Annotated in this window: 16 protein-coding genes; 14 read left to right on the forward strand and 2 right to left on the reverse strand. The window is 27.5% G+C overall.

Annotation, left to right across the window (positions count from 1 at the left end):
- Window positions 1-122: 122 nt before the first annotated feature.
- From ACFIJ5_RS08190 to ACFIJ5_RS08200, 3 genes are all read left to right on the forward strand, one after another.
- Entirely contained in the window at window positions 123-308 is a 186-nt protein-coding gene (locus ACFIJ5_RS08190; protein ID WP_379805900.1) for a hypothetical protein, read from the forward strand.
- A 57-nt stretch (window positions 309-365) separates the two neighbouring features.
- Entirely contained in the window at window positions 366-551 is a 186-nt protein-coding gene (locus ACFIJ5_RS08195) for an HAD family hydrolase (protein WP_379805902.1), read from the forward strand.
- Between the two features lie 206 nt (window positions 552-757).
- Window positions 758-1,174, forward strand: a complete 417-nt coding sequence (locus tag ACFIJ5_RS08200; RefSeq protein ID WP_379809571.1) for a metallophosphoesterase family protein — start codon at window positions 758-760, stop codon at window positions 1,172-1,174.
- 401 nt (window positions 1,175-1,575) lie between these two features.
- Here ACFIJ5_RS08200 and ACFIJ5_RS08205 read toward each other — a convergent pair whose 3' ends face one another.
- Window positions 1,576-2,958 carry an MATE family efflux transporter gene (locus tag ACFIJ5_RS08205; protein WP_379805906.1) on the reverse strand — a complete coding sequence of 461 codons (1,383 nt, stop codon included), beginning with the start codon at window positions 2,956-2,958 and terminating at the stop codon, window positions 1,576-1,578.
- A 315-nt stretch (window positions 2,959-3,273) separates the two neighbouring features.
- Here ACFIJ5_RS08205 and ACFIJ5_RS08210 point away from each other — a divergent pair, with 315 nt between their 5' ends.
- The 4 genes from ACFIJ5_RS08210 (at window position 3,274) to ACFIJ5_RS08225 (ending at window position 8,049) form a co-directional block, all read left to right on the forward strand.
- The gene (locus tag ACFIJ5_RS08210; protein WP_379805908.1) at window positions 3,274-4,254 is read left to right on the forward strand and encodes a YeiH family protein; all 981 of its coding nucleotides are present in this window, start codon (window positions 3,274-3,276) and stop codon (window positions 4,252-4,254) included.
- 434 nt (window positions 4,255-4,688) lie between these two features.
- Entirely contained in the window at window positions 4,689-6,272 is a 1,584-nt protein-coding gene (locus tag ACFIJ5_RS08215) for an AAA family ATPase (protein ID WP_379805910.1), read from the forward strand.
- A 40-nt stretch (window positions 6,273-6,312) separates the two neighbouring features.
- Window positions 6,313-6,894, forward strand: a complete 582-nt coding sequence (locus ACFIJ5_RS08220) for an NUDIX hydrolase (RefSeq protein WP_379805912.1) — start codon at window positions 6,313-6,315, stop codon at window positions 6,892-6,894.
- Between the two features lie 336 nt (window positions 6,895-7,230).
- Window positions 7,231-8,049, forward strand: coding sequence for an alpha/beta fold hydrolase (locus ACFIJ5_RS08225; RefSeq protein WP_379805914.1), 819 nt, complete (start codon window positions 7,231-7,233; stop codon window positions 8,047-8,049).
- A gap of 73 nt (window positions 8,050-8,122) precedes the next feature.
- Here ACFIJ5_RS08225 and ACFIJ5_RS08230 read toward each other — a convergent pair whose 3' ends face one another.
- Entirely contained in the window at window positions 8,123-8,365 is a 243-nt protein-coding gene (locus tag ACFIJ5_RS08230; RefSeq protein ID WP_379805916.1) for an FAD-dependent oxidoreductase, read from the reverse strand.
- A 192-nt stretch (window positions 8,366-8,557) separates the two neighbouring features.
- Here ACFIJ5_RS08230 and ACFIJ5_RS08235 point away from each other — a divergent pair, with 192 nt between their 5' ends.
- The 7 genes from ACFIJ5_RS08235 to ACFIJ5_RS08265 all read left to right on the forward strand — a co-directional run bounded on the left by ACFIJ5_RS08235 (window position 8,558) and on the right by ACFIJ5_RS08265 (window position 13,792).
- Window positions 8,558-9,001: a cell wall hydrolase gene (locus ACFIJ5_RS08235; RefSeq protein WP_379805918.1), complete on the forward strand. Its 444-nt coding sequence runs from the start codon at window positions 8,558-8,560 to the stop codon at window positions 8,999-9,001.
- 47 nt (window positions 9,002-9,048) lie between these two features.
- A complete protein-coding gene (locus ACFIJ5_RS08240) occupies window positions 9,049-9,456 on the forward strand; it encodes a hypothetical protein (RefSeq protein ID WP_379805920.1) in 408 nt (135 codons plus the stop codon).
- 147 nt (window positions 9,457-9,603) lie between these two features.
- Complete coding sequence (locus tag ACFIJ5_RS08245) at window positions 9,604-9,918, forward strand: CPBP family intramembrane glutamic endopeptidase (RefSeq protein WP_379809572.1); 315 nt, start codon at window positions 9,604-9,606, stop codon at window positions 9,916-9,918.
- A 188-nt stretch (window positions 9,919-10,106) separates the two neighbouring features.
- On the forward strand, window positions 10,107-11,012 hold the full coding sequence (locus ACFIJ5_RS08250; protein ID WP_379805922.1) for a hypothetical protein: 906 nt from the start codon (window positions 10,107-10,109) through the stop codon (window positions 11,010-11,012).
- A 64-nt stretch (window positions 11,013-11,076) separates the two neighbouring features.
- Window positions 11,077-11,916 (forward strand): hypothetical protein, encoded by an 840-nt coding sequence (locus tag ACFIJ5_RS08255; protein ID WP_379805924.1) that lies wholly within the window; start codon window positions 11,077-11,079, stop codon window positions 11,914-11,916.
- Window positions 11,917-12,116: 200 nt separating this feature from the next.
- Window positions 12,117-12,335, forward strand: coding sequence for a hypothetical protein (locus tag ACFIJ5_RS08260; protein ID WP_379805926.1), 219 nt, complete (start codon window positions 12,117-12,119; stop codon window positions 12,333-12,335).
- 305 nt (window positions 12,336-12,640) lie between these two features.
- Window positions 12,641-13,792 carry a class I SAM-dependent methyltransferase gene (locus tag ACFIJ5_RS08265; protein ID WP_379805928.1) on the forward strand — a complete coding sequence of 384 codons (1,152 nt, stop codon included), beginning with the start codon at window positions 12,641-12,643 and terminating at the stop codon, window positions 13,790-13,792.

The raw sequence follows: 13,792 nt of genomic DNA on the forward strand, positions 1-13,792 counted from the left end.
ATTCGTAAAGCTAAGAACTTGTAAACTTTGTTCAAATGTTTCTTACGCAATATATCATTTTCCTTCGCTAGGCAGTATTTTTGTCCTGCGAAAGTTGAGTTAATTACTAATAAGGAGGAGCTATGGAGTATATTCATTATGCTTTAGAAATATCAATTTCTTTATTTATATTTCTAGCAATTATAAAGATTTATATGATGGCGGCAGCTTATGTAGGTGAACAATTTAGACTTGGAAAATTTTTCATATACTTATGGGGAAAAATAAAGAAAATTATTACATTCCTATTTGGTAAAAAAGTAAGTTAAGTATTCCTACTAAAAAAATATTGTTTTTGCCGTTGGAATACAAGGGGGCATACAAAAATGGAGAAAGAAATAAAAGCAATTTTTATTGATGATAGTATAAAAAATTGTGATGGAGCAAAGCGATTAGGTATTGATACAATAGTTTTGAATAGATCATGGAGTTTATATTTTCATAATAAGCTAACATGCAGAAATCATAAGGTAATTAGAACTTTTAAGGGCATTAAACAATTAGTAGTATAATTAAATTGCATCAAGAAGAGGGGAAGAGTATTTTATGAGAATTGCAGTAGTTGCTGATGTACTTTGAAGCAGTATTGAAGGATATAAATAATAGAAAGATAGATATGATTTTTTCCTTGGGTGATTATATTTTTGGAGGGTATGGATCAAATGAAACTATTGACTTGTTAATGGAATACCAAAAGTAAAATCAAAAACATCTAATTATATCAGGTAATATTGATGAATTAATAACTCCAATAGAAGAAAATGCTGATTGGATATATCCAGTAAATAAACAAATATATAATGAACTAGGTACAAAACGTGTATCATTTTTGAAGTCTCTTCCATCAAATATTTTAATGGAACAAGAAGGAATATCTATGTATTTGTGTCATAATCCATCAGAAATCGAAGTCTTTATAGAACATGATAGTTTAAAAAGAGAAAATAATGTTCCAAATAAGAGAGGAATTACTGAGATTGATAATGCTATGGAAAGTGATGTATGTATTTTTGGGCATTATCATTTGTTCATGGATGAAGAAGTAAATGGAAAAAGATTTATATGTCCTAGTTCTGTAGGAATGCCATTTAATGGAGATCCAAGAGCACAATATATTATAATTAGATATTTGTAAAGGTAACATTACAACATCAAAGAAGTATGTTGAGTATGACAGATTAAAACTAGTAGAAGGCTTTGAGAAATACTCCAACTGGTCAATGAATATGGTTACGACTATATTAACAGCACATAATTATATTGGTACACAAGATCTCAGAAGGTAAGTGTTAGTAGATTTTTTGATAAATTCTATTAAATTATGTAAAAAATTATCAGTACATTTCATTGAATTTAAAGGAGAGCATATACAATTGTATAATACTCTCCTTTATTTTTTTATTCAATTTTCACAGTAAAAAAAAATACTATCTAGCGAAGGAAAATGATATATTGCGTGAGAAACATTTGAACTTGTTACTGAAGTGAAAGGTTTGTGAGCAATATATCATTTTCCGCAGCAGCTATTTTTAACTATTAAAGTTTTTGTTTTGCTAAAGTACCACTATTACATTCGTTAATTTTATTATTTATATTTGCAAATTCTTTTAAAATAAGAAATCCACTCATTAAAATAGTAAGTAAATCGCCAAGTGGCATAGCAAGCCATGCTCCTGTTTCACCTATAGCTTTTGGCAGTAATAGTACTATTGGGATAAAGAAAAATATTTGTCTTCCTGTAACCAATATAGCAGCTTTACTTCCTTTACCAATACCTTGGAAAAATACAATAGACATTGACATTATTCCATATAAAATAAATATTCCAAGGAAGATTCTAAATCTACCTACACCTGCTTGAACTAAAGTTGGGTCTGTTATAAACCAACTCATTATAGTTTTAGAGAATAACATAAAGCTAAGCCATAAAATACCTGCAATAACAGTAGATATTTGAGTAAATGTTATTAGTGCTTTTTTTACACGTTCAAATTTTTTAGCACCATAGTTTGCTCCTATTATTGGTTGAACTCCTTGAGCAATACCCCATAATGAAATAAATGCAAACATCATAACTCTATAAGATGTTCCCATAATAATAATACTTTCATTTCCTCCATAATTAGATAATACTTTAAACATTATAGACATTTGAATAGCAGGCATTATTTGCATTACCATTCCTGAAAATCCAACATTTAATATATTAGGCATAATATCAAAAGATATTTTAAAACTATGCTTTGATATTTTGATAACACTTTTTCCAGATTGAAAATATATTAGATCTCCTATTACAACAAATGCTTGTGAAATTATTGTTGCTAATGCAGCTCCAGCTATTCCCATATTAAACACTCCAATAAGAATTGGGTCTAAAACAAGGTTTATAACTATGCCTAAAGTAATGATTTTCATAGCAACTTTCATTTGACCTTCACCACGAATTAGAAAATTTAATGCAGGTCCTAAGGCTGAAAAAACAAAGCCTAAAGATATTATTTTCAAATATTTTGTACCTAAAGTTAATATTTCTTCTTTTGCACCGATGAAAGCAAGCATTGGACTTGCAAAATTATAAACTATTATGGTCAATATTAGTGATAATATCAAAACACCTATAAAAACATTACCAAATAATTTGTTGATAGTGTCAGTATCTTTTTCGCCTAATGCTCTAGATAAAACTGACATAGCACCCATAGCAAGTAACATTGAAACTGCTGTATTTAATAGTGTTATATTGTATGCTACAACTATAGCACCAACTCCTGCTGATGACACAAGTTGGCCAACGAATATAGCATCTACCATGTTATATAATCCTACTGCTATCATACCAATCATAGCAGGTATGGCCATTTTTATGAAAAGTTTGCCCATACTTAATTCTAGTAGTTCCTTTCTATTTTTGTTCATTACGTGACCTCCTTAAAATTAAATTGTATGATGTATAACATTCGAATGTATTAAAAACTAAAAATATATTTTTGTTTTAAAATTAATTTAAAATGATTATTGTTAGTGATGAGTAGTTTTTGTATCTACATATGTTATTATAGAATTAAAATGGATTAATGAGAATACTTTTCAATTAGAATAGTCTAATCATGGTATTATATTGACTAATCAAGGAAGAATAATATAAATATAAGAATAACTTATAAAAATATAATAAATTATAATTTTTATTTATACAAAACCTCTGATATAATTCCTAAAGAGGTGATTAATATGACAAAATTTAAAAAAATAGTTCCAGGTATTCTATTTACATTAGTAATTTCTATTATGTCTATTTATATAAACGATTCTATAAAAGATGTGATAAATTTAGAAGCTCTAACTATAGGAATAATTATGGGAATAATCTATAACAATACAATAAAAACGCAAGAGGTTTTTAAAGAAGGAGTAAGATTTTCACTTAAAAAATTATTAAAAGTAGGAATAGTATTTTTGGGATTTAAACTTAATTTTAATGCTATATTAAAGTTAGGACCTAAAGTTATTTTAATGGTATTAATCTTTGTTCCTAGTGTTTTAATTATTGCAGTGCTTTTAGGAAAAGTTTTTAAAGTTCAAAACAAATTAGCTACTTTAATTGGAGTTGGATCTTGTATATGTGGAGCCTCAGCAGTGGTTGCGTTAAGCCCTACAATAAATGCAGAAGAAGAAGATTCTGTTGTAGCAGTATCTATAGTTAGCTTTTTAGGAGCTATTGGAGTTTTAGCTTATTCAGCCATAGCTGTAACGAGTAATATGACTAATACCCAATATGGAATTTGGTCTGGAATTTCTCTCCATGGTGTTGCACATGCTATTGCAGCAGCATTTGCTAGAGGTGATTCAGCAGGGGAAATAGGAACTTTTGTTAAAATGGCAAGAGTTTTAATGCTTGTACCTGTATCTTTAGCTTTAGGATTTATGTTTAACAAAGAAAGTGGTACTAGTAAAAAAGCTAAATTTCCTATGTATGTTTTATATTTCATTATTGCAGGAATAGTAAGTTCAACAGGAATTATTCCAAGTTCTATATTAAGAATATTAACTAAGTTAAGTTCGATTTGCATACTAATGGCAATGGTAGCCATGGGACTTTCTGTAGATTTCAAAAGTATAAGAGATAAAGGAATGAAGGCATTACTTATAGGGGTTATAATATTTTTAATAACATCAACATCTACATATGTAATTGTTACAACAGTCATATAAAAAATATATTTTAGTCAATAATATAACTCAACTTTCGCAGGTAAAAAACAGTCGCTACGGGAAATGATATCTTGCTTAGAAACCTTTCACTTCAGTAACAAGTTCTAAGTTTTACTCATATTGAAAAAAGATTTTTTAATTAATATTCCGTAGGAATCAGTAATTAAAAAATAACTTTTTTCAAATTCGTAAAACTAAGAACTTGTAAACTTTGTTCAAATGTTTCTTACGCAATATATCATTTCCCTTCGCTAGACAGTATTTTTTACTGCGAAAGTTGAATAATATAATATTTAGAAAAAAATCTCTTTAACTACGGTTTGAGAGATTTTTGTTTCAGGAAAATAATTGAATGGATCAGAGTTATAGGATAAAATAAACTTAAATATGTTAAAATAAATAAAGGTATACTCCATAAAAAGGGAGTGATTTTAGTGAAAAAAAAGTTTAATATAACGGGAGCTTGTATACCCAATAAACATTATATGGTAGAAATATCGAGAAAGTTAAAAAGTATAGTTAATTTAATAGAAGAAGAAGAATATTTTATAATAAATAGACCAAGGCAATATGGAAAAACTACTACAATGTACATGCTTGAAAAATTTTTAAGTAAAAAAGATGAATATATTGTCATAGCGATAAGCTTTGAGGGAGTAGGAGATTTAATTTTTGAAGATGAAAAAATGTTCTGTGAAGAATTTTTACAAATATTAGTAGATACTCTATTTATTAATAATCCTGATTTGGCTAATTTTTTAGAGAAAGAGATGGATGAAGTAAATAATTTTAACAGATTATCAAAAGTAATTACAAAATTTATTATGAAGTGTAATAAAAGAGTTATTCTAATGATAGATGAAGTAGATAAAAGCAGCAATAATCAATTATTCTTAAGCTTTTTAGGTATGCTTAGAAATAAATATTTATTAAGAAATATGGGAAAGGACTATACTTTTCATAGTGTAATACTAGCAGGGGTTCATGATGTAAAAAGTTTAAAAGTAAAAATAAGACCGGATTCAATAAATAAATATAATAGTCCTTGGAATATAGCTTCCGATTTTGATGTGGATATGAGTTTTTCAGTAGAAGAAATAAGTACAATGTTAGATGATTATATTGAAAGTAAAGGTGTAAGTCTAGAGAAAGATTATTTCTCAGAAAAATTACGTTATTATACATCAGGATATCCATTTTTAGTAAGTAAGTTATGTAAAATAATAGATGAAAAAATAATGCCAGAAAATGAATTGAAATGGGAAAAAGAATATATGGACATGGCTGTAAAACAGATTTTAAAGGAGTCAAATACTAATTTTGATAGCCTAATTAAAAATATAGAGAATAACAAAGATTTAAAAGAATTAGTAAGGAAAATTGTTTTAGAGGGAAATCCAATAACGTATGTTGAGGATAATCCAATTATAAGTATGGGAATAATGTATGGTATTCTTAAAGAAGAAAAGGGAAAAGTTAAAATTAACAATAGAATATATGAACAAAGGATTTATAATTATATGAGTTCAATTATAGAGACAACTACAGATGTATCATCATATAATCAAAGTTCAAATTACATAAAGGATAATGGAGAATTAGATATAAATAGAATTCTTTTAAAATTTCAGGAGTTTATGAAACATGAGTATTCGGATAAAAGAGAGGCGTTTTTAGAAGAAGACGGTAGGCTGCTATTGCTAGCTTTTATAAGTCCAATAATAAATGGTGTAGGTTTTGCTTTTAAAGAAGTAAAAGGCGGAGAAGAAAAGAGATTCGACATTGTAATAACGTATAATAAAAAGATGTATATTTTAGAGCTTAAAATATGGAGGGGAAAAGAGTATCACAAAAAAGGTTTAATGCAATTAGGGGAATATTTAGAGCAATATGGATTAGATAAGGGTTATCTTTTAGTATTTGATTTTAGAAAATTAGAAGGAAAAGCCGGAGAAACAGAAGAGGTTCAAGTGAAAGTAGGAGAGAAAACAAAAGAGATAATAAGTGTATACTGTTAGTGAATTTAAAAGGAAAAACTTATACTTAGGAGATGAATATATGAGCAAAGTTAACAAAATAACAACATTGGTAGATACAAAATATTTGAAAATGTATAATGCAGAATATACCAATAAAAATGGTGAAATTAGAAATTGGAGTATAGCATCTAGAAAAGAATTAGATACAATAAATAATAAGTTTTTTAACGGAGGAGAGGAAAAAATAGATGCTGTAATAATAGTAGCAACTCATGTAGAAGAGAATAAATTAGTAGTTATAAAACAATTTAGAGTTCCAATTAATAATTATGTATATGAGCTTCCAGCAGGACTTGTAGATAGTGGAGAAGATTTTTTAACTACTGTAAAACGTGAGTTAAAGGAAGAAACAGGACTAGATTTAATAGAAATTGATCATAAAAAGACCAAGTCAAAGGCATATGTATCAACAGGGATGACAGATGAGTGTGTTGCATTAGTTTTTTGCAGCTGTTCAGGAACAATATCAAAAGAGTATTTAGAGCCGGATGAGGATATTGAGGTAATGCTTTTATCAAAAGAACAAGCGGCAGAATTGATTAACTCAAATAAAAACATAGACATTAAGGCTTTGATGGCTATACAAAATTTCATAGCATAAAATTATATGTTATTAATTCAACTTTTACACATGAAAATAGTTGCTACGGGAAATGATATATTGTTAGGAAATTTTTCACTTCACAAAGTAATTATAAGGTCTAAAAATTTATTATTACTAGTTGTTTGTTCAAATGTTTCTTACGCGATATATCATTTCCCTTCGCTAGATAGTATTTTTTTATTGTGAAAGTTGAGTTATTAATTCTTAGTAATCAGAAAAGGTCAACCATGAGAATATAAAAGGAGAAAAGAAAATGAAGATTGATTTAATTAATATTGAAGAAGGAAAGCTTGAATGCTTAATTGCAGGATCTGGTAAAAAACAGTTGTTATAATGCCAGGAATGGGATGTAACATGTACGAATGGTTAGATATTATTGAAATCATATCACAATATTCAAAAGTTATCGTTATTCATAGAAATGGTGTTGGAAATAGTGAATTAACTGTTGAAACAAGTACAACAAGGAAAGCTTCTAAAGATTTATATTGTTTGCTTGAAAAACTTGATATTAAAGATAAAGTAATATTAGTAGGGCATTCTTATGGTGGTTTATGTGCTCAACATTTTGCTAAGTTACATCCAGAAAAAGTAGAAGGAGTAGTTCTTGCTGAATCAGCTTCGGTAGATGCTTACAAATTTAATGAATTAGATTTACCTCAATCTGATAAAACTCAATCTGATGAAGCATATATGAAACTATGGACAAAATATTCTAAATGTACTAAGGAACAATTAAAAAGAGAAGTAAAACCAACGTTATTACCTAAAGAATTGAAATTACCTAAAGAAATTCAAAATGAACTTTTAGATTTTTATATAAGACCTAAGTTATACAGAACATTAATATCAGAATTAAATGATTTGAGAAATTGTTGGAAATACATGAATGATATAGGAACATTTCCTAAAGTGCCTTTGAAAATACTAGTAAGAGATCCTAAATATTCGATCAATAGTATGATAAAAGAAGATAATATACCTAAATCAGAGGCTGAACAAATTGAGGAGTTGTGGCAGAGGTTATCTAATGATCTAAAAGATTTATCTGATAAAAGTGAACTTAAAATTGTTGAAAATAGCGGTCATTTAATTCACATAGATAGATCAGATGTTGTTGCTGCTGCAATAAAAGAGTTAATTTGCCGTTAAAGTATTTCTTCAACGGCAAGTTTACTGGAAAGTAATACTATGGAAACACCTGCTCGTGGATGTACGGAGTTTCCTACAAAATATAGTCTCTATAATCTTTACGAGTAAATTCAAAAACTTCTTTATATATCTGGGGTGTCATCAAAATAGACGCAGTTAAGTCAAACCTAAAATTATCCGTTTCAATAAAGTTAATTTTACCGCCTATTTGTTTGTCCTTTTCATATATAGTAACTTTGTAACCTTTGCTCAACAATTTTACAGCAGTAGCCAAGCCACCGATACCTGCACCAATGATTATTACTGATTTATCCAATTTCCTTACTCCTTTAATTTGTTTTCATTTATTTTTTGTTTTAGAAACAGAAATTATACTTGACTATGTAGGCATTGTCATAAGGAAATCTGTTTCAAGTAAAGAAAAGCATAAAAAGTGTGAACATTTCTTTATTTTATCAATATATTATATTGTAAGGTCATATGAATATGGACTAAGGAGGTGAAATTAGTGGCTTATAGTGCTAGAGAATTATTAGCAAGAATTATAAAATGTGAAGCAGGTGGCGAAGGTGAAAATGGGATGAAAGCTGTAGCTTCAGTAGTTATGAATAGAGTTAATGTGCCATATGGTGAATATCAAAGACTAGGTCAAGGTGATTTGAGAAAGGTTATTTTTCAGCAAGGTCAATTTGATTGTGCTACATCTTCTTTAAAAGGCAAATATAATCCACAAAACATTTGGAATAGTCCACCAGAAGAAATACATTACAGAATTGCAGATTGGGTTTTGTCTGGAAATAGGTTATATACAACTGGTGATGCATTATGGTACTTCAATCCTTTTATACCAACATGTCCATATACTTTTCCATATAACGGTACGGGAAGATATCAAGTTAGAGTTGGAGACCACTGTTTTTATAATCCTACACAACTTTATGCAAATACTTAATTAATTGAAGTTTTAATTAATCTTCTAATTTACAAGGAGGCTATTTTATGTTTATGAGAATGCCAAATGAATATTATAATCAAATTCCAATGTATCCTACAATGCCTATGATGAATTGTAGACAAATGAGTTCAAATCCTGAAACAATGCAAAGGCAATTTCCAGCAGGATCAACGGGTGGACCAGATTTTCATATGAAACCAGGTCCATCAGTTCAACAAGATATACAATATATTCAAGGTTGGTTATCAAGACTAATAGGAAAATATGTTAAAGTGGAATTTTTAATAGGAACTAGTATGTTAATCGATAGAGAAGGTATTTTAACAGAAGTAGGAGTTAACTATATTGTTCTTAAAGAATCTGGAACAAAAGATGATGTATTGTGTGATATGTATTCTATTAAATTTGTAAGAGTCTTTGATGATCAACAGAAAGCTATAATTTGTAAATAAAAATATTTTACTTAATTATATTAATTTATTAATGATTCATATGGTAAAAAATTAAAAAACAATCTAATAAAAAATAACAAAACAATAAAAACCGTACTTTATTAAGTGCTGTTTTTATTGTTTTTTTGTTAACAGAAAATCAGCATCATACATTGTTTTAAAAAATATGTACATCCTTCTAAAGCTATAATTATTAGTGCAGTGTCCTTTTCATTATTACATAGCGTGAATATTTTTGGTGGAAATAGTGTCAGTTCTACAATTATGCAGATTATTTTTACATTTATAATGGGTTTGTGTTTTGCACCTTTAGCATTAAAAGTAAAGAATTTATATCCACTAATAATTTTTCACTGGTTGTGGGATTTTGTTTTAATAGCTGGACCTATTACATCAGCAAAATACGGTATAATGCCAATAACTTCCAGCATTGCTAATTTAATTATTGGTATTATTCTTTGAAAAAAATTTAAGAATAATATAACATTTTTGTAAATATATTGACTTATATGTTAAAAAGTGTTAAGGTATTATCTGGAAGTGATACAGATATAAAAAAATTAGAATAGCTGTTTGCAAAAACCTTGAACTTTAATGAGTTTGAGGTTTTGTAAGCGTCTATAAAAATTATAATTAAGGGGGAATTTTTTATGAGAAAGAAATTTTTATCACTTTTAATCTGTGCAGCTACATGTGTATCTTTTACTTCTATGCAAATGGTACAAGCTCAAACTAATGATAATGCCAATAATCAGAAGCTAGAAACTAAAGATACAAGAACTGAAAAGGATTCTAGATTTAAGTTAACAATTAAAGAATTAACAAGATCAAGACCTGTATGGTTTTTTGAAGACGTACACAAGGAAATAATTTACGAAAATCCACCTTCAATAGTTAAAGCTGTGCTTTCACATAGTATGCAGCCTACTGTAGATAATGTAATGGATTTATTTGAAGAAAATAAAAATATATTCAAAATAGAAGATCCTAGAAGTCAGCTAGGAGTATTTAAACTTTCTGATGCTGGAGTTAAAACTTTAGAAGATGGTAGAGTATCAGTGAAATTATACCAAAAGGTAGGAGATTTTTTTATCCATCAAAGGTACTATGAAGTAATATTCAATAAAGACAATACGACATTAGAAGTTAAAGGAGATTTTGATAATTCATATTATAATAAATATTCTATAGTAAGTCAGAAACCTAAAATAACAAAAGAAAAAGCATTTGAGATAGTTAGGAATGATGCTTTAAATAATGTAGATAAATATACTGATGTTTTTAGGGATAAAAAAGCTTTTTCAGAAGAAGAAAAGAATAGATTTATAGAGGAAATAAAAAATGCAAGTTATAGTAAATATTATATTGGAGGAAATATCGTTTTAAAATATGTTACTCCAAAATATCTTCAAGGTGTTCGTAGATACTATGGTATAAGCATGGGAAATCATATTGTGACTGTTAGTGCTGATGACGGCAAAATTTACTTGGAAAATGACGATCTTGGTATTTTTGAATGGTTATATGGCAAATATGATAATATTAATTGCAAATAGAAATTAAAGATATAAGAAGTAAAAAGAAGTTTAAAAAGTATAACTAGAAATGGAGATGGATTGTATGAAAAAGAAATTTTTATCACTTTTAATTTGTGCAGCTACATGCGTATCTTTTGCCTCCATGCAAGCAGTACAAGCCCAAACTAACGATAATGTCAATAATCAGAAGATAGAAACTAAAGATACAACAACTAAAAGAGATTTTAGATTTAAATTAACAGTTAAAGAAATAAAGGAAACACCATTTACTCTTGTGGGAAAAAAAGAATATAAAAATCCACCTAAATTAGTTAAAGGTGTACTTTCAAAAGATATGGATCTTACTGTGGATAATATAATGTCTTTATTTGAAAAAAATAAAGATATATTTAAAATAGATAATCCTAGAAAACAATTAATGGTAGACCCTTTAGCACCTACTAAGAAAAATGCATTGTATTTTGTTCAAAATATAGATGGTTTTGCTTTTAGTGATAATTATTATAGAGTATCTTTTAAAGATGATAATAAGACAATAGAAGTTTGGGGAAATTTTGATAACTCATTATACGATGAAAATTCTTCAGTAAAAATAGAAACTAAATTAACAAAAAAAGATGCATTTGAAACTCTTAGAAATGATGCATTGAATAATATTGATAAATACACTAATGGCTGTGAATGTATGGGTAAAAAATCTTTTTCCGAAAAAGAAAAACGTGAATTTATGAATAAAATAAAAAATGCAGATTATACAGAGTATAATATTATGGCTTTTATAGGTATAAAAGATTATTATTTGGGAATTTCTAATGGAGAATATTGTAAATATTATTATATAGAAAACTTTGGGAATTACAATATAAGTATTGATGCTGTGAGTGGTAAAATTAGTTTAAATAAAAGTTGTATACAGTACTAATCATTAAAATTATAGTATTGGTTAGAAGAATTGTTTAAAATGCACCTGAATGTTATGAAAATATAACATTTAGGTGTGTTTTTTTGCTGCCTAAAAAGAAGAGTAAATACAGTCAAATTCATAGAAAATGTTGTCATTTAAGTACAATTTAAGTATAATGTAGATAATAATGACATTAAAAGGATATGGAGGCAAATAATATGACATGTGAAAATTTAAAAAAATGTCCATTTTATAATGAAAAAATGCCTATTGACAGTGCTATAGGGAAAATGTATAAAAGAACCTATTGTGAAGGCGATAAAACAAAATGTGCACGTTATAACATAGGTAAAGTATTGGGCAAACAGTATGTTCCATCTGATTTATATCCTAATATGACAGATAGAGCTAATAAAATTATTGATGAAAATAAATAAGGTAAAACTCAAATATTAAGTTTTTAATAAAAAATGCAGTGACTCAGTAGTTATGATAGTTACTGCATTTTTTATAGTGTTATTTTTTCATGATAATCTACATTATACTTAATAGTTCTTTGATTTTCTTAATATTTTTCAATTATTAAAAAAAAATACCTAAAAGATATTGATAATCATTATCAATGGTTGTATAATGAAATAGAGTTAAATATTACTAATGGTTAAAAAGGGACAGAAAAATTTGTGAAATGCTATAGGGGGAATAAGTTATATAAATTTAACCGTAGAGAGGAGTAGGTATAATGAGGAAAGGCTCAACGGAGCTAATAACAAGTAATGATCTCATTGAAAGTATGCCGTGTTTTTTTGATATTAGTTGTAAAGAAATTAGCGATTTCATTAAAATGTTAGATGAGGCTACATTGAGAACTATGTTATTTACTTTCCAACAAGAAGAAATTTTTATAGATAAAAAGATTGGTTTGTCAGAAAAAGATATTTTATTCAAAATGAATTTAACACCCAATTGTAACGTTATTATTTTGCGATGGTTAGCAGTACTGAAAGAAGGAGAATATATTTATACAAAAGACTCCAAATATTATTTAAATAAGGATATTTTACTTAAAGAATTAGATATATCAGAGTTATGGAACAAAATGTTGGATAAGTGTGATGAAAGAATTTGTTCTAAACGTATAATTGAATATTTTTTTAATAATGCTAAATCTCTTAAAGCATTTATGGATGGAGAAGAACATCCTACATTCATATTATTTCCAAAAGGAGAATTTAAGTATGCTGATGCTTTATATAGCGATTTAGTCATAGCAAAGTATCTTAATTTATACTTAGCACATATAGTAACAAGTATTATTGAAAAGAAAACAGAAAATTTTAAGATATTGGAAGTTGGAGGAGGTACTGGTTCTACAACAAAAATAGTACTAAATAGTTTGAGCAAAAACAATCAAATGGGAAAAGTAAATTATGTTTTCACAGATTTATCTAGATTCTTTTTGAACAATGCAAAATATAAGTTTAAGAATTATTCTTCCGTTGAATATAAAATTATAGATATTGATAAAAATTTAGAAGACCAACATATAGGTAATGATAGTGTAGATATAATGATTGCTGTTGGAGTATTGAATAATTCCAAAAATATGAAGCATACACTTGATAGTTTTAGTAAAGTTTTAAAAGAAGATGGATACTTATTGGTAATTGAATCTGTAGTGGAATTCAAAGTGATGCTAATTTCTCAAGCATTCATGATGGAACCACCAAACGATGAGCGTAAAAAAACAAATTCTACATTTTTAAATGTTAAGCAATGGGAAAATCAATTTTGTGAATCAGGTTTTGAAATATTAAATATTCTACCTTTTGATAATCACAAGTTAGCTCAATTTGGTCAAAGATTATTTTTATTAAAAAAGAGCAAAATATAA

Source organism: Haloimpatiens myeolchijeotgali, assembly GCF_042688525.2.
GTDB lineage: Bacteria > Bacillota > Clostridia > Clostridiales > Clostridiaceae > Haloimpatiens.

Coding starts and splice junctions, on each gene's coding strand:
- ACFIJ5_RS08190 (WP_379805900.1), top strand. CDS start 123: ATGGAGTATATTCATTATGCTTTAGAAATATCAATTTCTTTATTTATA.
- ACFIJ5_RS08195 (WP_379805902.1), top strand. CDS start 366: ATGGAGAAAGAAATAAAAGCAATTTTTATTGATGATAGTATAAAAAAT.
- ACFIJ5_RS08205 (WP_379805906.1), bottom strand. CDS start 2,958: ATGAACAAAAATAGAAAGGAACTACTAGAATTAAGTATGGGCAAACTT.
- ACFIJ5_RS08210 (WP_379805908.1), top strand. CDS start 3,274: ATGACAAAATTTAAAAAAATAGTTCCAGGTATTCTATTTACATTAGTA.
- ACFIJ5_RS08220 (WP_379805912.1), top strand. CDS start 6,313: ATGAGCAAAGTTAACAAAATAACAACATTGGTAGATACAAAATATTTG.
- ACFIJ5_RS08225 (WP_379805914.1), top strand. CDS start 7,231: ATGCCAGGAATGGGATGTAACATGTACGAATGGTTAGATATTATTGAA.
- ACFIJ5_RS08240 (WP_379805920.1), top strand. CDS start 9,049: ATGTTTATGAGAATGCCAAATGAATATTATAATCAAATTCCAATGTAT.
- ACFIJ5_RS08250 (WP_379805922.1), top strand. CDS start 10,107: ATGAGAAAGAAATTTTTATCACTTTTAATCTGTGCAGCTACATGTGTA.
- ACFIJ5_RS08255 (WP_379805924.1), top strand. CDS start 11,077: ATGAAAAAGAAATTTTTATCACTTTTAATTTGTGCAGCTACATGCGTA.
- ACFIJ5_RS08260 (WP_379805926.1), top strand. CDS start 12,117: ATGACATGTGAAAATTTAAAAAAATGTCCATTTTATAATGAAAAAATG.
- ACFIJ5_RS08265 (WP_379805928.1), top strand. CDS start 12,641: ATGAGGAAAGGCTCAACGGAGCTAATAACAAGTAATGATCTCATTGAA.